Here is a 19,030-nt window from a genome sequence, read left to right as displayed (position 1 = left end):
AAATAGCGTGTGCGATTACGCCTCGAAGACGGTCTCACCGCCGACAACCGTGCGCAGGACCGACAATTCATTCAACTCCCCGGCAGCGCTGCGCAACGGATCTCCGTCGAGCACAACAAAATCCGCCAAAAGTCCCACCGCTATCCGACCTTTGTCCGATGACTCACCGGCGAGACGAGCAGCAGCGCTTGTGTAGCCGGCCAGCGCGTCGGACGTGGAAACCCGTTGATCTGCACCCAGAACATGACCTTCTCGCGTCACACGGTGTACGGCGGTATTCATCGTGAAGAGCGGGTTCACGGGAGTGACAGGGCAGTCGCAATGCAGCGCGTAGGCAAGCCCGGCCGCCACGACCGAAGCCACGGGGCTGATCCGCTCGCCGCGACCCGGTCCGAGGAACCGATCACGGTGCCGGTCTCCCCAGTAGTAGACGTGGTTCACGAAGATCGACGCCACCACCCCGAGTTCGACCATCCGCGCGATCTGATCCTCCCGCAACGTCTGAACGTGCTCGAGTCGATGTGAGACCTCGACGCCCGGGTGCGCTGCCCGCGCCGCGGCAATTGCGTCCAGTGCGAAATCGATGGCCTGATCACCATTGGTATGAATCGCGACCTGTCGCCCGGCAGCGTGATGTTCCTCGACGAGCGCCCCGAGTGCGCCTGCCGGGATTGCCATTCCGCCGCAGTGGCATCCATCCAGATCGTGGTACGGCTCGGTCAGCGCAGCGGTGTGCAACTGAATCGACCCGTCCGAAATGAGTTTGACGCCACCCACCTGGACTCGGGTCGTCGGATCGGCGAGTTCGCCCAACTGATCGTGCACTCCGTGGCCGAGATAGAGACGCGCACGCAGACGCAGATCACCATCGGTATCGAGTTGCCGGTACGCCTCGTACATCTCGGCCGTCACATACATGTCGTGGAAGCTCGTCACGCCCACCGACGCCATGACTTCCTGGGCCCGCAGCATCGCGATCTTGGACGCATCCGGGTTCATCTCCGGAACAAGGCCGTGCACCAGAGACATTGCCGGAACCTCGCACAGTTCACCAGTGGGTACGCCGTCACTGTCGCGAACGATGACACCGCCCTCCGGATCGACCGTTGCGGAATCGATCCCGGCCTTCTCCAGTGCAACCGAGTTGACGTAGATCCCATGAGCAGACAAGTGCCGCACCAGAATCGGATGCTCGGTGGAAGCCTTGTCCAGATCAGCCGCGGTCAGACCTCGATCTTCCGCCACGAGGCTGTCGTCGAAGCCCCACGCTTCGATCGGCTCACCGACTGGTGTGATCGCGGCCCGCGCAGCCAACGCCGTGATCAACTTCTCGACGGTCGGGCACGCACTTGTCGTTGCGTCGACCCCACTGAGCATCAAACCCCACATCATTGGATGCAGATGCGTCTCGATGAACCCCGGCACAACCACCGCGCCGGCGAGATCGACAACGGAAGTGCCCGAATCGGTCAGCGCCGAGATCTCGGCATCAGTTCCGAGGGCAACGAATCTGCCATCCTTGACCGCCACAGCGGTCGGGTTTTCGCCGACCGCTCCGTCCATGGGCCTGAAGTCGCCGTTGATGTAGATGTGGTCAGCCGCCGTGGTCATACGCTTGTCTCCATTCGTTTTCCGACAACAGTCGTCGAGGACTTCTTCGCGGGTATCCGCGTCGCCACAACCACTCCGGCCAAAATCATTCCGGCACCCGCGAGTTGGACGAGAGTTGGGGTCTGCGCGAGCAGCACCGCGCCGAACACCATCGCCGACGCCGATTGCAACACAAGGCTGGCGGCGACTGCACTGGCAGGCAGACGCTGACTGGCGCTGGCCACCAGCAGCCACCCGATCACCTGAGACACCAACGCGAGCAGCACAAGCCAGCCCTGAGCTGCGAGCGAAGGCGTCAGATCCAAAGTTCCACTCACGAGGCCGTATGCACCTGCGGTGAGGGCAGTAGCTCCCGTCGAGACGAACATCGGCAGAGCCGTTCTACCCGCCGCCCGAGTAGCCAGACCCATCAGGAAGATGTAGACCGCGTAGGCACCTGCGGCAATCACGGCAAACGACACTCCGACAGCAGGATTCGATCCCGTGAGCGTCGTGCTCGTCCCGGCTACCAGAGCAACTCCGACGAAGAGCAACGGAAGGCTGGCGACCAGTTCTCGGCCGATCCGTTGGCGCAGAACAACATAGCCGAGGATTGCGACGAACAGCACCTGCAGGTTCAGTATCACAGTCGAAAGACCGGCCCCGATCGAATGAATCGACTCGTGCCAGAGCACCAGATCGATTCCGAGGAAAGCGCCGGCGAGTAGAGACTTCACGATCCAGGGCGTTGCCGTCGACGGTCGTGGTGACCGGCGGCGCTGGACGAGCACGAGCACGCCGAGAGGGATGAGCGCATAGAGACACCGAAAGAATGCACCCGTCGACGGAGACACTCCCGAGAGTTCGTAGAGCACCGAGGTCAACCCGAGGATGCATGCTCCGGCGACGACTACGCGCAGGTCACGGCGGCGTAGTTGATCGCCGGACAGCTCGCGAGGCGATACCTCATCACTCATGGTGATAATGTATCACCCACACGGGGACTGTCATACGGGGAAGATGCGTGCATGAGAACTCCGGTGACCCGTGAACGCGTGATCGCTGCCGCAGCCGACCTGGTCGACAGCAAAGGCGCCGACGCTCTGGTACTGAGTCAACTCGCCGAGACCCTCGACGTCCGGCAGTCAGCCCTGTACAAACACGTCGACGGGGTCGACGACGTCCACCATCAACTCAGCCTCCTCGCACGCAACCTTCTCGCCGAACAACTGCGCGCCGCCGCGGTCGGTCTCTCGCGCGACGACGCCGTCATGGCGCTCGCGGACGCATGGCGTGCTTTCGTCCGAGTGCACCCCGGTCTCTACGCCATCACCGACCGCTACCCCACTGCTCCGCATCCCGATCTGGTCTCCGCCGTCGGCGAGGTGGTCGACGTCATCAACAAGGTGATCGCGGGATACGGTCTGAGCCCGGATGATTCGGAGCAGGCGGCATGGTCTCTTCGGAGTGCGCTTCACGGTTTCTGCATCCTCGAATCGGTCGAGGGCCAACCGGCCGGCACCGACCCGGATCGGGTGTATCGAAGACTGGTCGAACTTCTCTGCGCCGGTATTGCTCGTATGTAAATACCGGCTCCTGTTATCGTCGGATGAAACGACACAGACCACAAAGGATCAGACATGGTTGGTGAACTCGACATCTCCGGATAAAACCGGGCATGACGGCCACCGGCAGACGCCTCGAGCGCTGCCGTCGTGGCCATGTTGTCGTTCACTCACCCGACTTTTTGCGGAGCAGCGTTGCCGCGCCCGCACGACACCTGAGGTCTATTCATGTCCGATACCTACATCGTTTGCTCGAATCTGTCTTTTGCCTGGCCGGACGACACTCCGGTCTTCGACGAATTGTCCTTCTCCGTGCCCGGTGGCCGAACCGGGCTGGTTGCCCAGAACGGCGTCGGGAAAAGCACTCTGCTCAGATTGATCGCCGGCCAACTGCGCCCACGCGCCGGCAGTGTGTCCGTCGACGGCGTTCTCGGATACCTTCCGCAGGACCTGCCACTGACGGGCGATCTGACCGTTGCCGAGGTCTTGGGCATCGCCCCGACGCTCGCTGCGTTGGACGCCGTCGAATCCGGGGACACACGAGAAGAACACTTCACCACAATCGGGTCCGACTGGGATATCGAGGAACGAACGCGTGCCCAACTCGGTCGACTCGGTTTGGCCGACATGACGTTCGATCGTCGCCTCGACACTCTGAGCGGCGGGCAGGTCGTCTCGCTCGGACTTGCAGCTCAACTCCTGCGACGCCCCGATGTCCTTCTCCTCGACGAACCCACCAACAACCTCGACCTGGACGCGCGCCGCAGGCTTTACGACGTTCTCGACGACTGGAATGGTTGTCTGTTGGTAGTCAGTCACGATCGAGGACTACTCGACCGCATGGACCGCATCGCCGAACTTCACAGCGGCGAGATCAGCTTCTACGGTGGCAATTTCACCGACTACGAAGCCGCGGCACGCTCTGCTCGCGAAGTGGCGGAGAAGAACATCCGCAACGCCGAGCAAGAGGTCAAGCGCGAGAAGCGCGAACTGCAGCAGGCCCGAGAACGCGCTTCACGACGTGCAAGTAACGCCGCCCGCAATCTCGGGAACGCGGGCTTGCCCAAGATCTTTGCGGGGACCATGAAGCGCAATGCTCAGGAGTCGGCCGGCAAGGCCAACGAGACACACCTCGCCCGGGTCGACGCGGCGAAGGACCGGCTCGATCAAGCCGGCCGCGCTCTTCGAGACGACCAGACGATTTCACTCGAATTGCCAGGCACTCACGTACCCGCCGGACGCATGGTGTTCCTTGGTGAGCGAATGCAATTCGCGTTCGGCGATCGTGCGATCTTCACCGACCCCGGCCTTGACCTGGCCATTCGAGGACCGGAGCGTATCGCGTTGACCGGGCCGAACGGCGTCGGAAAGTCGACGTTATTACGCATCGTCGACGGCGATGTGGCGCCGACTTCCGGTGAGGTCAAACGAGCCGACGGTCGAGTGGCATACCTGTCGCAGAGGCTCGACCTTCTCGACCCCGCACGGACCGTCGCAGAGAACTTTGCATTGTCCGCTCCGGGACTTCCGGCACCGGAACGCATGAACATCCTGGCGCGCTTCCTCTTTCGGGGCGCGGGTGCTCACCTACCCGTCGCTGCGCTCTCGGGCGGTGAACGATTGCGGGCTACGTTGGCGTGCGTGCTCTTCGCCGATCCGGCCCCGCAACTGCTTCTTCTCGACGAGCCGACCAACAACCTCGACTTGGTGAGCGTCGCGCAACTCGAAAGCGCCCTGAACGCGTACCAGGGGGCGTTCGTGGTGGTCAGCCACGACGAGAGATTCCTGGCCGAAGTGAAGGTCGAACGCTGGCTGAGGCTCTCGGACGGCCGTTTGACCGAGGTCGCCGCACCGGAAGCAGCGGGCTGATCCGAGCAGTGAACAGACGAAAGGCCTTCACACACGATGTGTGTGAAGGCCTTTCGTCTGCATGGCCGGTCAGGGAGTTCTGGTAAAGACCGGGTCGTCGAACGATCGACGTTGTGTCACCCAGTCCGTGGGCAAGACGTTCTCGATCACGTCTTCACGGGACTCGTCGAACACGACGATGCGATCGGCGATTCGCCACTCACCACGGCGCCTTTCGAACCTGTCGACGTAACGGCACTTGATCGTCGCAAGCGTCTGCACCGACTCCGAACCGGAACGCTCCTGACGGAGGAAGCACAAGCAGTACGACTCGCACTGAGCGACATCGCCGTTGACGTCGATCAGTACGTTGGAGATGCAGTGAATCGACGAGTCGATCGTCTTGTGTCTGAGCTTCATGTCTTCGATGAGCCCGTCGACGGTTCCGATGTAACCACCGTGGTTGTCTATTGCGTCGTCGAAGTAGCAGAGAGCTACGCTGTCGAAATCCTTCCGATCGACGGCCCGAGCGTAGCGATACAGAACTTCGGTGATTTCTTGCTTGTCAGCGAGGGACACGGTCAGGCTCCTGTTCTCACGAGGTGATCAATCAACCTGCAGTTCGACACCCTTGGTCTCCTTGATGAAGAAGACCGTGACGAGGGTGATCACGGCACAGAACACGAAGTATCCGGCCGGGGCGAGAGAGTTACCGGTCAAGCTGATGAGATAGGTGGCGATGAATGGCGCGGTGCCACCGAGGAACATGTTGGTGACGTTGTTACCCAATGCCAGACCGCTGTATCGCACAGATGCTTTCAGCATTTCGACATAGGTCACGTACGAAGCACCGTTGACAACGGAAACGCAGATGAAGAGAACAGACTGACCGACTACCGCCTGCCAGATACCAGAACCGGCCATCATCATGAACATCGGGATTCCGAGTACCACTGCGGCGGCACTACCGGCGAACAGCACCGGTCGACGCCCGTACTTGTCTGCCATGTATCCCGAGATCGGCAAGGTGATGACGCCGAGAACCAGTGCAAGAGAAGTGGAAAGGAACGCAACCCGTGACGAATGACCACCCGTGGTCTGCAGGTAGGTCGCGGCGTACACCGAGGCGATGTAGTAACCGCCGGTGATGAGTGCGCCCAGCAGGATGATCTTGACGACGCTGCCACCGGAGGTGCTGAGCAGTTCCCGGATGGGCAGCTTCTTGGTCTCACCCTTGTCCTGCAGTTCTTCGAACTGAGGAGTGTCTTCCATCTGGCTACGGATCCAGATACCGATGCCACCGATCAGCAGGCTGAGCAGGAACGGGATACGCCACGCCCATTCGAGGATCTGCTCCTGCGAGAACACCGAGGTCAGGCCGAGCGCCATGAGCGAAGCTGCCAGCGAACCCAGGTAGGTGCCGGTGTTGACCATCGACGTCTGTGTGGCACGCCACCGCTTGGGAGCGGACTCGGAGACGAACGCGTTGGCGCCGCCGAGTTCACCGCCTGCCGCGAAGCCCTGAAGGCAACGAGCCAGAACGAGGATGGACGTGGCCCACACACCCAGCGTGGCGTATGTCGGCAGCAAGCCCATGCCCGCTGTCGCCAGAACCATCAGAAGGATGGTCCAGGAGAGAGCATTCTTTCGGCCGTACTTGTCGCCGATGTGGCCGAAGAAGATTCCGCCGGGCACGCGTAGGAAGAAGGCCACGGCAAATGCTGCAAAGGTACCGAGCAGTGCCGCATTCGGGTCGTGGGAGACGAAGAACAGCGCGGCGATGGTGGTGGCCATGTATCCGTAGATACCGAAGTCGTAGTACTCGACGACGGTACCGACGATGGCCGCGCGAATTACCTTCGTCGTCGACTGTCGTTCGGTTGCCACGCTGCTGCCCTCGGTGGATTCGGCTCTCGCCATGGTCTCATTCTCTGACATGTTGTTCCCTGCCTGGATTGGATACTGACTGGATTCGGTGCCGCGCAGACGTCGGACGTCAGGAGTGCGCGATGGAATGGACCGGTGCGCTGTCAGCGCTGGTCCTGGTGTAATTCGCCGCATTACGTCCCGCTACGCGGCCCATGGTCAAAGCGTTGGCAACTGCATTGCCGCCGCCCACGTATCTCAGTCCGAGGATTCCGGCGCCGGCCTCACCCGCGGCGTACAGACCCTCGATAGGTACTCCGGTGCTGCCGAGCACGGCCGCATCGGTGTTGATCTCCATTCCCGCGTGCGTGCAGACGAGCTCTGCCGGAAGGATTTTCGCGGCATAGAACGGAGCTGTCGCAATAGGATCCGGGTTGCCGACGGCGCCCTTGTTACGCAGCGTGCGATGGCGGAGGAAGTCGTCGTCGTGACCGCTGGGCAATTGCTCGTTCCATCGACGCAGGGTTTGCGTCAACGTCGTAACCGGAACACCCGTCGCCACTGCGAGGTCTTCGATCGTGTCCGCGCGAATCGTGCCACCGGCGGCGACTTCTTCCTCGATACGTTCGGGATTCCAATCCGCATATCCCGGAGCCAGATTCACGCGAGCGTTCTCGTCGAAGATCATCCAACCGTATCCACCCTGATGGTCGATGATGCCGGTCGAGACCGCGTACGAGCTGTCCTCGTCCATGAATCGACGGCCGTCCTGGTTGACGTAGATCCGCGACTTCGGCGGAAAACCGGCCTGCCAGTGATGGAATCGTTGGAAGTAGACGGTGGGCAGCATCAGGCCCCATCCGTCGCCCACTACGGAAGCACCGAGGTCTTCGGCAAAACGAAGATGGTCTCCGCGGCTCCCCTCGGCTGCGACGACGAACAGTGAGTCTCCGGCCTTGTTCGCGTCTGGGAAGTGGCGCTTGACCAACCCCGGATCTTGCGCGAATCCACCGGATGCAACAACGACGGCGCCCGCAGGTACCTCGATGTCGTCGGCGACAACACCGACAACCCGACCGTCTTCCTCCATCAACTTCTGTACTCGCGTCCCGAAGATGACCTCGATGCCGTGCTTACGACGCGCTTTGTCGAGCACCTGAATCAGTCCGTATCCCTGATCCTTGGGCACGTGGCCGCGCCAGACGTCCTCGACGCCGGCCTGCGCGAGCCCCGGCTGGTGTGCGTTGCCCGAGATCGCCGCGGGAACCTCGACGCCGAGTCCGATCAGCCATTCCAGTGTCGGACCGGCGTTTTCGCAGAACGCACGAATCAGCCCGGGTGAGAGCATCCACTGGTTGAGGTCCATGTAGTGCTGGAAGAACTTGTCCGCCGAGTCGTCGACGCCGAGGCCGGCCTGCACGCTTGTTCCGGCGGCCGTGAAGATTCCGGCCGACAGCGCAGTGGATCCACCGAGTTCGGTTTCGGACTCGAACAGCAGAACGGATGCGCCTTCTTCAGCTGCGGACACCGCAGCGGCGAGGCCTGCTCCGCCGCCGCCGATGACAACGACGTCCCAGTGCTCGGTCATGAAAGTTCTCCAGTCTCCGCGATGATGCGGTGGTAAAGACCGTTCGACACCAACCCGCCGTCGACAGTGAGTTCCGTACCGGTGGTGTAGGTCGAACTGTTCGAGAGCAGGAACAGCACTGCTTCGGTGATCTCGTCGAGAGTTCCCATGCGTCCGAAGGGAACCGACTTCAGCGATGCGGCGACGAAGTCGTTTGCGCCGCCGAGCAGCGCTGTGCCGACCAGTCCCGGGTGCACAGAGTTGACGCGAATCCCCCACTGCGCGAAATTGCCTGCGGCCGACTTCGACAGACCGGTCAGACCCCACTTGCTCGACGAGTAAGCCGGAGAAAAGTATCCGATCTGACCGGCAATGGACGAGATGTTGACGATCGATCCACCGCCACTCTCACGCATCAGCGGTGCCACCGCCTTCATACCGTAGAACGGGCCGAAGAGGTTGATCTTCATGGTCAGTTCCCAGATGTCGTTCGGGGTGTCCATGAATTCGAGCCGCCGCGAGATGCCGGCGTTGTTGACCAGTCCGCCGAGTTCTCCACGAGTAGTGCGAATTTCGTCGACGACCCGGCCCCAAGCTTCGGCATCGGTGACGTCGAGGAGATGAGCCGAAGCTGATCCACCGGCCGAGACGATGTCGTCGACCACGCCGGATGAATCGGAAACATCGGCAATGCAGACGTGCGAACCACGGGCCGCTAGGGTCCGCGCGTGGTGCGCTCCCATCCCGGCAGCACCGCCGGTGACGAGAACGACGCCGGGGTATGTCATGGACTCAGACATGCCGCGAACCACCGTCGACCGCAATGCTGTGCCCGGTGACGTAACGCGCGCTGTCCGAGAGCAGGAACAGCAGCGGTCCGAAGACCTCTTCGGGCGAGCCCAGACGATGCAGCGGCACCGCGTCGAGTGCGCTCGCGAGTGCGATCGGATCTTCCTGGACCCACTTCGTCATCGCCGTGTCGATGTAGCCGGGCGCGATGGAGTTCACCCGAATACCCTTGTCGCCGAACTCCACTGCGAGAGACTCCGTGAGGTGCGCGACGGCGGCTTTCGACGTGCAGTATGCGCCTCTCCCCTTCCGCACCCGCTGTGCAGATACCGAGGACATGTTGACGATGGCGCCGCCGGGACCGAGGTGGCGCGCCGCCGCCTGAGCGCCGTAGAGCACTCCTTCGACGTTGACACTCAGCGTTGCGCCGATCTGCTCCGGGGTGATCTCCTCGGCCAGCGCGAACGGGAAGATACCCGCATTGTTGATCCAGAAATCGACCCCGCCGAACTCCTTCAACGCCAACTGGGCAAGCAGTTCGTGCTCGTCGGGCTTGGTGACGTCGACCCGAGCTCCGACGACGCGACCCGGCTTGTCCGCCAGTGCATTCGATTCCAGGTCCGTGTTGATTCGTGCGGCCGTGGCGAGCATCTGCTCTTCGTTGATGTCAGCGCCGACGACGTGTACGCCGCGTGTTGCCAGTCCTTCGGCGAACGTCGCACCCATACCCTGGGCCGCGCCGGTCACCACTGCGACCTTGCCTGCCAACTCCGGGTACACCGCCGACATCTGCGTCACAACGGTACGGCCCGGGTTCGTCTGGTCAGAGCTTTCGGTCATGATGTACTTCTCCTACTGAATATTGTTGTGCAAGAAACTTTTCGGTACTTCAGCCTTGTTCGGACACTCGAGGTGCGTCGTCTCGGGAGACGGTGCGGCGGGCGATCTTCCATTCCTCACCGACCTGAACCATGCGATCAGCAACAGTCGTCATCCGCACCAGTCGCGACTCGCCGCCGCGCGCTGTGGCAACGATCTGCAGGTACCCGTTCACTGCGAGGGCACTGTCGCCCACCGCTTCGACGACGACGTTCGTCACAACATGCCGATGCACCTCGTCGACGGCTTCCGCCGCAGCGTAGAAGCGAGCAGCGAACGCTGCAAGGTCGTCGAAACCGACCACGGGTTCCGGATAACTGGGGGAATGAAATTCACCGTTGTCGGTGAATGTCTGCGCCCAATCCTGGTGGCGCCCAGAGTCTATGCAATGACTCTGATGGCCGTACAGCTGGTGGATTGCGACAACGTCCTCCGTTGCCACGACGCGGTAGTTGCTCATGAAGGTTCTCTCCGAACACGCTGCGCTGCATCTGCCCGAAGGTTGTGCAGCTCCGTCAAGTGTGCGATAATCGCACACACTGTGCGATATGTTCAAAGCGTAGGTGGCATACCTCACAAACGTCAAGAAAGGGATTTGATGTCAGAGCTGAGCGAGGAACACCGACCGCGCAAAAGTGCAGTTCAAGTGGACTCCAGCATGTCGAAAACGCTGCACCACGGACTCGAGATCTTGGAACTCCTGACGTCCTACCCGCACGGCCTTTCGGTCACCGACATCGCCGACGGAGTGGGAGTCCACCGAACCGTCGCCCATCGGTTGATTCGAACACTCGAGGCACATCACCTGTGTCGCAAGGACTCCTTCAAGCGCGTCACTCTCGGCGCCGGCCTGGTCACCCTCGCCGAACCGGTGGAACAGGATTTGCGCACTCTCGCCCGCCCGATACTTCAAGAACTCGCCGAGGCCACCGAGGCGACCGCGCACCTGGTGGTCCGCGAGAGCGCCACCGAAGTGCGCGCACTGATGGTGGTCGAGCCGCGCAGCGCCAAGGTTCACGTCGCGTTTCATCCAGGGCAGGTCGATCCGATCGACCGCGGCTCCGCCGGGCTTTCCATCCTTGCTTCACTCCCGCCGACGAGCGGGGAACGAGAGGAAGTGGCGGCCGCACGCGCACGCGGCTACGCAGTGACCGTCGGCGAAGTCATCCCGTCCGTCCTGGGAATCTCGGCAGTGATCCCCGGCCGACGCCGCGACGCCATCTCCAGCCTCGGAATTTCCGTCTTCGACTCCGAGGACCAAGCAGCGCTGGGCGCCGAGGTCATGGCAGCTGCAAAGACCCTAGGCAGCATGTTGCGCTGATTCAGGCAACAGGCTGATCCGAACACCAGTCGAGCCCCGGGAATACCCGGGGCTCGACTTTGTTGACTCCTGATGAGATAGTTGAACAATCAACTACCTGACATCAGCTTCACGGATACAAGGAGTACGACATGCCTGCTGTGACAGTCGAGAACATCTTGGCCCTGCCCCGCCTCGACGAGCCGGCAGAGTCAGCAGTCGACCGCCCCGTCAAGAGCATCACCACCGCACCGGTCGGATACGAAGGTGAAGGCTTTCCCGTTCACCGCGCCTTCGCGGGCATCGACCTCTCCGCTCTCGATCCCTTCATCCACATGGACCAGATGGGTGAAGTCAACTACGCACCCGGAGAGCCCAAGGGCACTCCGTGGCACCCGCACCGCGGCTTCGAAACCGTCACGTACATGATCGACGGCATCATGGAGCACCAGGACTCCAACGGCGGCGGCGGTGTGATCGGCGGCGGCGACACCCAGTGGATGACCGCCGGCGGCGGCATCCTCCACATCGAAACTCCGCCGGAGCACCTCGTCGTCAGCGGTGGCCTGTTCCACGGCGTCCAACTGTGGGTCAACCTGCCCCGCGACAACAAGATGGCAGCGCCGCGGTACCAGGACATCACCGGCAACAAGGTGGCCCTGCTTTCCTCGTCGGACGGCGGAGCCCTGGTACGCGTCATCGCCGGAGACATCGCCGGCCACGCCGGACCCGGATCGACCTACACGCCCATCGCGCTCTCCCACACCACTGTCGCCCCGGGTGCGAGCCTGACTCTTCCCTGGAACCCCGAGTTCAACGCCATCGTCTACGTGCTCGCCGGCGAAGGAACGGTCGGAGCCGAGCGTCGACCCATTCGAACCGGGCAGACGGCTGTCTTCGGACGCGGTGACTCCATCACCGTCGCCGCTTCCGATCGCCAGGATTCACGGACCGAATCCCTCGAGGTCTTCATCCTCGGCGGCAAGCCGATCCGCGAGCCGATCGCCATGGCCGGACCGTTCGTCATGAACACCAAGTCCGAGGTCATGCAGGCTTTCGAGGACTTCCAGGCCGGACGCCTCGGATCCATCCCGGCAGCACACGAGAAGCTGAGCTGACATGTCGTCGACGGTCGTCCAACGAGCGGACGAACGTAGGCACCTCGACTACGGCTGGCTCACGGCGCGTCACAGTTTCCCCTTCGCGGGAAACTTCGATCACGCCGCGTACGCACACGGACTTCTCTTGGTGAACAACGACGACATCATCGAAGCCGACTCCGGCTTCGACACCCATCAGCACCGCGACACCGAGATCGTGACGTGGGTGCTCAGCGGATCGCTGGTTCACCAGGATTCCGCCGGGCACTCCGGTGTCATCCATCGGGGCCTCGCACAGAGAATGAGCGCCGGCTCCGGAATCCTGCACTCCGAGCGCAACGATCGCTGGCGGGCCGATGGCTCCCGTGTCACCGAACCCGTTCACCTCGTCCAGATGTGGATTCCGCCGGACGAATCCGGAGTCACTCCGAGTTATCAGGAACTCGACATCAATTCCGAACTCGACGGTGGCGGCCTGATCACCTTGGCGTCGGGGATGCCCGCGCATCGCGATCACAGCGCGATCAGTCTGCACAACAAACATGCGGCACTTCATGTTGCACGCCTCGAGACCGGCGGGTCGGTATTCCTACCGGACGCACCGTACGTGCACGGGTTCGTTGCCAGCGGCACCGTCGACGTCGAGGGAGTCGGACTACTCGGAGCGGGAGATTCGTTGCGACTCAAGGATACTGGAGGTCACCTCGTCCAGGGAATCGACGATGCCGAGATACTCGTGTGGGAGATGCACGCGTCGGCGAACTGACGACACCACCGAGTACGCCCAATGCTCGGACTACACAGCAGGTTCGTCGTAGGGTGGATGCCGGTAGTGGTGGATCCGGCAGTGGTGGATCCCGGTGGCACAGAAGGAGGAGCCATGGCATCTGGTCGAGCACAGGCCCCACGGACGACACCGCACATCGATGTGCACCGCTCCGGTGATCGCTTGAAATCTCGCGTCTCCTGGCTGGATTCGAAGCATTCGTTCTCGTTCGGACAGCACTACGATCCGGACAACACCCATCACGGACTGCTGCTCGTGAACAACGACGACACCGTACTGGCGGGAACCGGCTTCGACACCCACCCCCACAAGGACATGGAAATCGTGACGTGGGTGCTTCGCGGTTCACTCGTGCACCAGGACTCCATCGGCCACAGCGGCGTCATCTATCCCGGACTCGCCCAGCGTATGAGTGCCGGCACCGGAATCATGCACAGCGAGAAGAACGATTCGTGGCGCCTCGGCGGCGAACAGCATTCCGACCCCGTACATTTCGTGCAGATGTGGGTGGTACCGGACGAAGGCGGACTCACACCCGGGTACGAGCAACTCGAGATCGACGACGAACTGCTGCGCGGCGGTCTGATCCCGGTCGCCTCCGGCATGGACCGTTACAAGGATCATTCGGCGATTCGCATCAACAACAAGAACGCTGCCATGCACGTCGCTCGCATTCTGCCCGGCACCTCCGTTCATCTTCCCAGCGCACCGTTCCTGCATGTCTTCGTCGCGCAGGGCACCGCCGAGATGGAGGGTGTCGGCACACTGTACGAGGGCGATGCCGTCCGGTTGAGCGATTCGGGTGGGCAGCAACTGACCTCCGACGCCGGGGCCGAAGTCCTCGTCTGGGAAATGCATTCCCGTATCGGAGGTTGAGACCCGGTCTCGGCCGGACTGTGCGCGCTGGAGATACTCGACGGATGAGCATCGACAACTCCGCCGCGCCCGTCAAGAAGCTTGATCCCCTCAACACCTTGATGGGTGTGCGTGCCGTGTCGGTTGTGCCCGGGGACCTGGGCTTCGCCCAGTCCGTCGGCCCGCGATTCCACGATCACCGTGGCAAGACCGTGCTCGGTTCCATCGGAGTCATGATCGACGGAGCCATGGGCGGCGCGGTGTACTCGGGACTGACTTCCGGGCATCAGTCCGTACTCGCGCAGGTCACGGTCAGTGCCGGCGCAGACATCCCCGCCGTCGCGGACGTCGGTGCCACCGGCACACTCGTGCATCTCGACGACGGCGTCGGCCTGGCATCCGGGCAACTTCACGACGACAACGGCACCCTCCTGGCAGTGATGGCCGGCCGCGCCATGGTGGTCTCGCGTCCTCCCGTCGTCGGAATCGACGACTACGTGGAGGGTGAGCCACTGCCCGTCCCGGTACCGGAGAAGACCAGCGACCTGCGCGGGCTGTCCGGATCCGACGTCGTCGAAGGAATCCGCGACGGCAAACTCGAACGCGGCCCGCTCGCCGGACTCCTCGATCTTGCGGTCGTCGACGTGACCCCGGGTTCCGTCGTGGGCGAGTTCGCCCCGGTCACCTGGATGGCCAACCCACTGGGCGCTGTTCAGGGCGGTGTCTTGATCTCGGCGGTCGACGCGGTTACCGGCCTGGCAGCACAAACCCTGACCAGCATCGATCAGGACTATCGCGTCCTCGACCACAAGATCGACTTCCTGCGCTCGCCGGACATCGGTGGACCGATCATGCGCGCCGAGGCCGTCGTGATTCGTGCCGGGCGCAGGCTCGCGCTGATCGAAACTCGCATCGTCGACGCCGGCGGACAGGTCTACGTGCGCGCCACGTCGAGCATCCAGATGCTCTCCCAGCAAGTTCACAGCGGATAACCAGTTCCGCACCAGGCCGCCCGTCCACCATTGAGACAACAGCCCACACAATGGAGGTACAGCGGCGTGAACAAAGACATCGAAGCAAGCCGGCTACGCGTGAGCCGTCGACGGGCCCTCGCCCTCGGCGGAACCATCAGTCTCGGCGGGCTCATCGCAGCGTGTTCCGGTAACAGTGGCACCGCCACGACGACTTCAACTGCGGCTGCATCGACGACAACCGCGTCCGGAACTTCCGCCGCTGCCACGTCCGGCGATGCCGTCACCGCGCTTCTGGCCAAGGCGCCGCAGTGCGTCATGAGCAAGGAAGAGACGCAGGGTCCCTACTGGTTCGACGTCGACTCCATTCGCGGCGACATCCGCGAAGACCGTCCGGGCACCACACTGCAGGTGGCAATGCGCGTGCAGGACAACAGCCAGTGCAACGTCGACGGCAGCATCGGCGCGGTCTCCAACGCCGTCGTCGAGATCTGGCACTGCGACGCCGGCGGCGTGTACTCCGGTTTCGAATCCGGATCCCTGAGCGCCAACGGCGGTGGCGGCGGCGGAACTCCCCCAGCCGGCGGAATGGGCGAACCTCCGTCAGGTGCACCCGGCGGTGGAATGGGCGAACCTCCCTCAGGCACACCCGGAGGGATGGGCGGCGGGATGGGTGGTTCCGGTGAGACCTCCGACGGTTCGTACAGCGTCGGTGACACCGAAGCAGCCACCACCGACGACGGCACCTACCTGCGCGGTGCCCAGACCACCGATGCAAACGGCATCGCGCAGTTCACCACGATCTTTCCCGGCTGGTACATGGGCCGCACCACTCACATTCACGTCAAGGTGCACATCGACAAGAAGACGGTCCTCACGTCGCAGACCTTCTTCGACGAGACCCTTCTCGACGAGGTGTATTCGCAGTCCCCGTACAGCGAGCACACCGGTCGTGAGAACAACACGAACAACGCCAGTGACGGCATCTACGACGACACCGGCCTCATGACCGTCGAGAAGCAGTCGGACGGTTCCTACCTCGCCGTCATCAACCTCGGTATCGACGCCTGAGGTAGGAGCCCGACTCAGCTGCCCACGTATGCCGCGAGGTGCTTTCCGGTGAGGGTGGAGCCGTCGGCAACCAGCTCCTCGGGAGTGCCCTCGAAGACGATCCGGCCACCGTCGTGACCGGCACCCGGGCCGAGGTCGATGATCCAGTCGGCATGCGCCATCACGGCCTGGTGGTGCTCGATGACGATGACCGACTTACCGGAATCAACGAGTCGATCGAGCAGGCCGAGCAACTGCTCTACGTCGGCCAGGTGCAGTCCGGTGGTCGGCTCGTCCAGGACGTACACACCACCCTTCTCCCCCAGGTGTGTTGCCAGCTTGATGCGCTGACGCTCACCGCCGGACAGCGTCGTCAGCGGCTGGCCGATCGTGAGGTACCCGAGCCCCACGTCGACCAGTCGTACGAGGATCTTGTGCGCCGCAAGCGTCTTGGCCTCACCGTCGCCGAAGAACTCCTCGGCCTCGGCCACCGACATCGTGAGAACCTCGTTGATGTCCTTGCCACCGAATTTGTACTCGAGAACTTCCGCCTGGAAGCGCTTGCCCTCGCACTCCTCGCAGAGCGTGGCAACTCCGGCCATCATCGCCAGGTCGCTGTAGATGACGCCGTTGCCGTTGCACGTCGGGCAGGCACCCTCGGAGTTGGCACTGAACAGCGCCGGCTTCACGCCGTTGGCCTTGGCGAATGCCTTGCGGATCGGATCGAGCAGCCCGGTGTAGGTTGCCGGGTTGCTCCGACGCGAGCCGCGGATTGCGCTCTGATCGACCGACACCACGTCTTCGCGTTTCGCGAGCGATCCGTGGATCAGCGAACTCTTACCCGATCCGGCCACACCGGTCACCACGACGAGTACGCCGAGCGGCACGTCGACGTCGACGTCCTGCAGATTGTGCGAGTTCGCTCCACGGATCTCGATTGCTCCGGTGGACTCGCGCACCGTCTCCTTGATGGCGGCCCGATCGTCGAAGTGACGCCCCGTGACGGTGTCGCTGGCACGAAGGCCTTCGACAGTGCCCTCGAAGCAGACGTTTCCGCCGGCGCTACCCGCGCCCGGACCGAGGTCGACGATGTGGTCGGCGATCACGATCGTCTCCGGCTTGTGCTCGACAACGAGCACCGTGTTGCCCTTGTCCCGCAGGCGCAGCAGAAGGTCGTTCATCCTCGCGATGTCGTGCGGATGCAGGCCGGTGGTGGGCTCGTCGAAGACATACGTGATGTCGGTGAGCGAGGAACCCAAGTGACGAATCATCTTGGTGCGCTGAGCTTCACCGCCGGACAGTGTTCCCGACGGACGGTCGAGACTGAGGTAACCGAGTCCGATCTCCACGAACGAGTCGAGCGTTTCACCGAGCGTCGTGAGCAACGGAGCGACCGACGGCTCCTTCAATCCGCCGACCCATTCCGCGAGATCGCTGATCTGCATCGAGCAGGCGTCGGCGATGTTGACGCCCTTGATCTTCGACGACCTGGCACCCTCGCTCAGTCGCGTCCCGTCACATTCGGGGCAGGTGGTGAACGTGATCGCACGCTCCACGAAGGCCCGGATATGGGGTTGCATTGCGTCGACGTCCTTGGCCAGGAACGACTTCTGAATCTGCGGAATCAGACCCGTGTACGTCAGGTTGATTCCTTCGACCTTGATCTTGGTCGGCTCCTTGTAGAGCAGATCGTTCAGTTCCTTCTTGGTGTACTTCTTGATCGGCTTGTCGGGATCGAAGAAGCCGCAGCCGCGATAGATCCGGCCGTACCAACCTTCCATGCTGTAACCGGGAACCGTGATCGCACTCTCGTTGAGCGACTTGGTGTCGTCGTACAACGCGGTCAGATCGAAATCGTTGACCGCCCCTCGTCCCTCACAGCGCGGACACATGCCGCCGGTGATCTTGAAGCTACGACGCTCTTTCGTCTGACGTCCGCCGCGTTCCATGGTGACCGCGCCTGCTCCGGAGATCGAGGCCACGTTGAACGAAAACGCCTGAGGCGAACCGATGTGAGGCTTTCCGAGACGGCTGAACAAGATGCGGAGCATCGCGTTGGCGTCGGTGGCGGTTCCGACTGTCGAGCGCGGGTCGACGCCCATCCGCTGTTGATCGACGATGATCGCGGTGGTCAGGCCGTCCAGAACATCGACGTCCGGCCGCGCGAGCGTCGGCATGAATCCTTGAACGAAAGCGCTGTAGGTCTCGTTGATCATCCGCTGCGATTCCGCGGCGATCGTACTGAACACCAGCGAACTCTTGCCCGAACCGGAGACGCCGGTGAATACCGTCAGCCTCCGCTTCGGGATCTCGACGCTGATGTCTTCGAGATTGTTCACCCGCGCGCCTTGCACGCGGATCAAATCGTGGCTGTCTGCAGTGTGCAAGGCAGTCATCGTGTCTCCATCTGTCAGTCGATCGCCGACGGTCTCAGCGCAGTTGACGGTCTCAGCGCAGTTCTTGAATACGGATCAGGTTTCCCGCTGGATCGCGGACGGCGCAATCGCGGACGCCGTACGGCTGCTCGGTCGGTTCCTGGACGACGTCGATGTCGCCGGCCTGAAGCCGCTCGAACGTATCGTCCAGATCTTTGGTGGCCAGGAGAAGTCCGCCGTACGTGCCCTTGGCCATCATCTCGATGATGGTGCGGCGCTCGTCGTCGGTGATTCCGGGATCGACGGCCGGCGGATGCAGCACGATGGAGGTGCCGGGCTGGCCGGGCGGCCCCACCGTGATCCAACGCATGCCGTCGTAGCCGACGTCGTTGCGAACCTCGAAGCCGAGGGTGTCGCGATAGAAGTTCAGGGCGGCGTCAGGGTCGTCCTGCGGAAGGAAGCTCGAGTGAATAGTGATGTCCATGGCG

The 19,030-nt window shown here is 62.6% G+C and carries 18 protein-coding genes; 8 read left to right on the top strand and 10 right to left on the bottom strand.

Features of this window, described 5'->3' with window-relative positions; genetic code table 11:
* Nucleotides 1-15: 15 nt before the first annotated feature.
* Complete coding sequence (locus G8767_RS01905) at nt 16-1,611, bottom strand: amidohydrolase (RefSeq protein WP_166809181.1); 1,596 nt, start codon at nt 1,609-1,611, stop codon at nt 16-18.
* Complete coding sequence (locus tag G8767_RS01900; RefSeq protein ID WP_166809180.1) at nt 1,608-2,567, bottom strand: DMT family transporter; 960 nt, start codon at nt 2,565-2,567, stop codon at nt 1,608-1,610. Before G8767_RS01900 ends, G8767_RS01905 begins: the two co-directional genes overlap by 4 nt.
* 51 nt (nt 2,568-2,618) lie before the next feature.
* On the opposite strand from G8767_RS01900, the gene G8767_RS01895 reads away from it, so the two are divergent.
* Entirely contained in the window at nt 2,619-3,176 is a 558-nt protein-coding gene (locus G8767_RS01895) for a TetR-like C-terminal domain-containing protein (RefSeq protein ID WP_003940110.1), read from the top strand.
* 207 nt (nt 3,177-3,383) lie between these two features.
* On the top strand, nt 3,384-5,024 hold the full coding sequence (locus tag G8767_RS01890) for an ABC-F family ATP-binding cassette domain-containing protein (RefSeq protein ID WP_166809179.1): 1,641 nt from the start codon (nt 3,384-3,386) through the stop codon (nt 5,022-5,024).
* A gap of 69 nt (nt 5,025-5,093) precedes the next feature.
* On the opposite strand, the gene G8767_RS01885 is transcribed toward G8767_RS01890, so the two are convergent.
* The 6 genes from G8767_RS01885 to G8767_RS01860 form a co-directional block, all read right to left on the bottom strand.
* Nucleotides 5,094-5,582: a nuclear transport factor 2 family protein gene (locus G8767_RS01885; RefSeq protein WP_095968581.1), complete on the bottom strand. Its 489-nt coding sequence runs from the start codon at nt 5,580-5,582 to the stop codon at nt 5,094-5,096.
* 27 nt (nt 5,583-5,609) lie between these two features.
* Complete coding sequence (locus G8767_RS01880; protein WP_007731424.1) at nt 5,610-6,923, bottom strand: MFS transporter; 1,314 nt, start codon at nt 6,921-6,923, stop codon at nt 5,610-5,612.
* Between the two features lie 76 nt (nt 6,924-6,999).
* Nucleotides 7,000-8,457 carry an FAD-dependent oxidoreductase gene (locus G8767_RS01875; RefSeq protein WP_166809178.1) on the bottom strand — a complete coding sequence of 486 codons (1,458 nt, stop codon included), beginning with the start codon at nt 8,455-8,457 and terminating at the stop codon, nt 7,000-7,002.
* Nucleotides 8,454-9,236 (bottom strand): SDR family oxidoreductase, encoded by a 783-nt coding sequence (locus G8767_RS01870; RefSeq protein WP_095968861.1) that lies wholly within the window; start codon nt 9,234-9,236, stop codon nt 8,454-8,456. The genes G8767_RS01875 and G8767_RS01870 overlap by 4 nt, the downstream gene beginning before the upstream one ends.
* Nucleotides 9,229-10,065, bottom strand: coding sequence for a glucose 1-dehydrogenase (locus tag G8767_RS01865; RefSeq protein WP_166809177.1), 837 nt, complete (start codon nt 10,063-10,065; stop codon nt 9,229-9,231). Before G8767_RS01865 ends, G8767_RS01870 begins: the two co-directional genes overlap by 8 nt.
* 49 nt (nt 10,066-10,114) lie before the next feature.
* Nucleotides 10,115-10,564: a nuclear transport factor 2 family protein gene (locus G8767_RS01860; protein WP_124567758.1), complete on the bottom strand. Its 450-nt coding sequence runs from the start codon at nt 10,562-10,564 to the stop codon at nt 10,115-10,117.
* A 138-nt stretch (nt 10,565-10,702) separates the two neighbouring features.
* Here G8767_RS01860 and G8767_RS01855 point away from each other — a divergent pair, with 138 nt between their 5' ends.
* The 6 genes from G8767_RS01855 to G8767_RS01830 all read left to right on the top strand — a co-directional run bounded on the left by G8767_RS01855 (nt 10,703) and on the right by G8767_RS01830 (nt 16,188).
* Nucleotides 10,703-11,425, top strand: a complete 723-nt coding sequence (locus tag G8767_RS01855) for a helix-turn-helix domain-containing protein (RefSeq protein WP_095968577.1) — start codon at nt 10,703-10,705, stop codon at nt 11,423-11,425.
* A 131-nt stretch (nt 11,426-11,556) separates the two neighbouring features.
* The gene (locus tag G8767_RS01850) at nt 11,557-12,522 is read left to right on the top strand and encodes a pirin family protein (RefSeq protein ID WP_095968576.1); all 966 of its coding nucleotides are present in this window, start codon (nt 11,557-11,559) and stop codon (nt 12,520-12,522) included.
* Nucleotide 12,523: 1 nt separating this feature from the next.
* On the top strand, nt 12,524-13,270 hold the full coding sequence (locus G8767_RS01845) for a pirin-like bicupin family protein (protein ID WP_166809176.1): 747 nt from the start codon (nt 12,524-12,526) through the stop codon (nt 13,268-13,270).
* Nucleotides 13,271-13,384: 114 nt separating this feature from the next.
* Nucleotides 13,385-14,167: a pirin-like bicupin family protein gene (locus G8767_RS01840; protein ID WP_095968860.1), complete on the top strand. Its 783-nt coding sequence runs from the start codon at nt 13,385-13,387 to the stop codon at nt 14,165-14,167.
* Nucleotides 14,168-14,211: 44 nt separating this feature from the next.
* Nucleotides 14,212-15,138: a hotdog fold thioesterase gene (locus G8767_RS01835; protein ID WP_124567760.1), complete on the top strand. Its 927-nt coding sequence runs from the start codon at nt 14,212-14,214 to the stop codon at nt 15,136-15,138.
* A 66-nt stretch (nt 15,139-15,204) separates the two neighbouring features.
* Entirely contained in the window at nt 15,205-16,188 is a 984-nt protein-coding gene (locus tag G8767_RS01830) for an intradiol ring-cleavage dioxygenase (RefSeq protein WP_166809175.1), read from the top strand.
* 14 nt (nt 16,189-16,202) lie between these two features.
* On the opposite strand, the gene G8767_RS01825 is transcribed toward G8767_RS01830, so the two are convergent.
* Entirely contained in the window at nt 16,203-18,563 is a 2,361-nt protein-coding gene (locus G8767_RS01825) for an excinuclease ABC subunit UvrA (protein WP_166809174.1), read from the bottom strand.
* 52 nt (nt 18,564-18,615) lie between these two features.
* Nucleotides 18,616-19,026, bottom strand: coding sequence for a VOC family protein (locus G8767_RS01820; RefSeq protein WP_020909044.1), 411 nt, complete (start codon nt 19,024-19,026; stop codon nt 18,616-18,618).
* Nucleotides 19,027-19,030: the final 4 nt, after the last annotated feature.

The organism is Rhodococcus sp. IC4_135 (assembly GCF_011602025.1).
Classification (GTDB): Bacteria; Actinomycetota; Actinomycetes; order Mycobacteriales; family Mycobacteriaceae; genus Rhodococcus_F; species Rhodococcus_F baikonurensis.
The sequence above is the reverse complement of the archived record's forward strand: the minus strand, read 5'-3'. Positions and strand labels throughout refer to the sequence as shown.

What these genes read in the sequence shown, in the direction of transcription:
- G8767_RS01845 (WP_166809176.1), top strand. Translation starts at nt 12,524, where the DNA reads ATGTCGTCGACGGTCGTCCAACGAGCGGACGAACGTAGGCACCTCGAC.
- G8767_RS01875 (WP_166809178.1), bottom strand. Translation starts at nt 8,457, where the DNA reads ATGACCGAGCACTGGGACGTCGTTGTCATCGGCGGCGGCGGAGCAGGC.
- G8767_RS01905 (WP_166809181.1), bottom strand. Translation starts at nt 1,611, where the DNA reads ATGACCACGGCGGCTGACCACATCTACATCAACGGCGACTTCAGGCCC.
- G8767_RS01840 (WP_095968860.1), top strand. Translation starts at nt 13,385, where the DNA reads ATGGCATCTGGTCGAGCACAGGCCCCACGGACGACACCGCACATCGAT.
- G8767_RS01890 (WP_166809179.1), top strand. Translation starts at nt 3,384, where the DNA reads ATGTCCGATACCTACATCGTTTGCTCGAATCTGTCTTTTGCCTGGCCG.
- G8767_RS01850 (WP_095968576.1), top strand. Translation starts at nt 11,557, where the DNA reads ATGCCTGCTGTGACAGTCGAGAACATCTTGGCCCTGCCCCGCCTCGAC.
- G8767_RS01865 (WP_166809177.1), bottom strand. Translation starts at nt 10,065, where the DNA reads ATGACCGAAAGCTCTGACCAGACGAACCCGGGCCGTACCGTTGTGACG.
- G8767_RS01880 (WP_007731424.1), bottom strand. Translation starts at nt 6,923, where the DNA reads ATGGCGAGAGCCGAATCCACCGAGGGCAGCAGCGTGGCAACCGAACGA.
- G8767_RS01825 (WP_166809174.1), bottom strand. Translation starts at nt 18,563, where the DNA reads ATGACTGCCTTGCACACTGCAGACAGCCACGATTTGATCCGCGTGCAA.
- G8767_RS01855 (WP_095968577.1), top strand. Translation starts at nt 10,703, where the DNA reads ATGTCAGAGCTGAGCGAGGAACACCGACCGCGCAAAAGTGCAGTTCAA.
- G8767_RS01835 (WP_124567760.1), top strand. Translation starts at nt 14,212, where the DNA reads ATGAGCATCGACAACTCCGCCGCGCCCGTCAAGAAGCTTGATCCCCTC.
- G8767_RS01860 (WP_124567758.1), bottom strand. Translation starts at nt 10,564, where the DNA reads ATGAGCAACTACCGCGTCGTGGCAACGGAGGACGTTGTCGCAATCCAC.
- G8767_RS01900 (WP_166809180.1), bottom strand. Translation starts at nt 2,567, where the DNA reads ATGAGTGATGAGGTATCGCCTCGCGAGCTGTCCGGCGATCAACTACGC.
- G8767_RS01820 (WP_020909044.1), bottom strand. Translation starts at nt 19,026, where the DNA reads ATGGACATCACTATTCACTCGAGCTTCCTTCCGCAGGACGACCCTGAC.
- G8767_RS01870 (WP_095968861.1), bottom strand. Translation starts at nt 9,236, where the DNA reads ATGTCTGAGTCCATGACATACCCCGGCGTCGTTCTCGTCACCGGCGGT.
- G8767_RS01895 (WP_003940110.1), top strand. Translation starts at nt 2,619, where the DNA reads ATGAGAACTCCGGTGACCCGTGAACGCGTGATCGCTGCCGCAGCCGAC.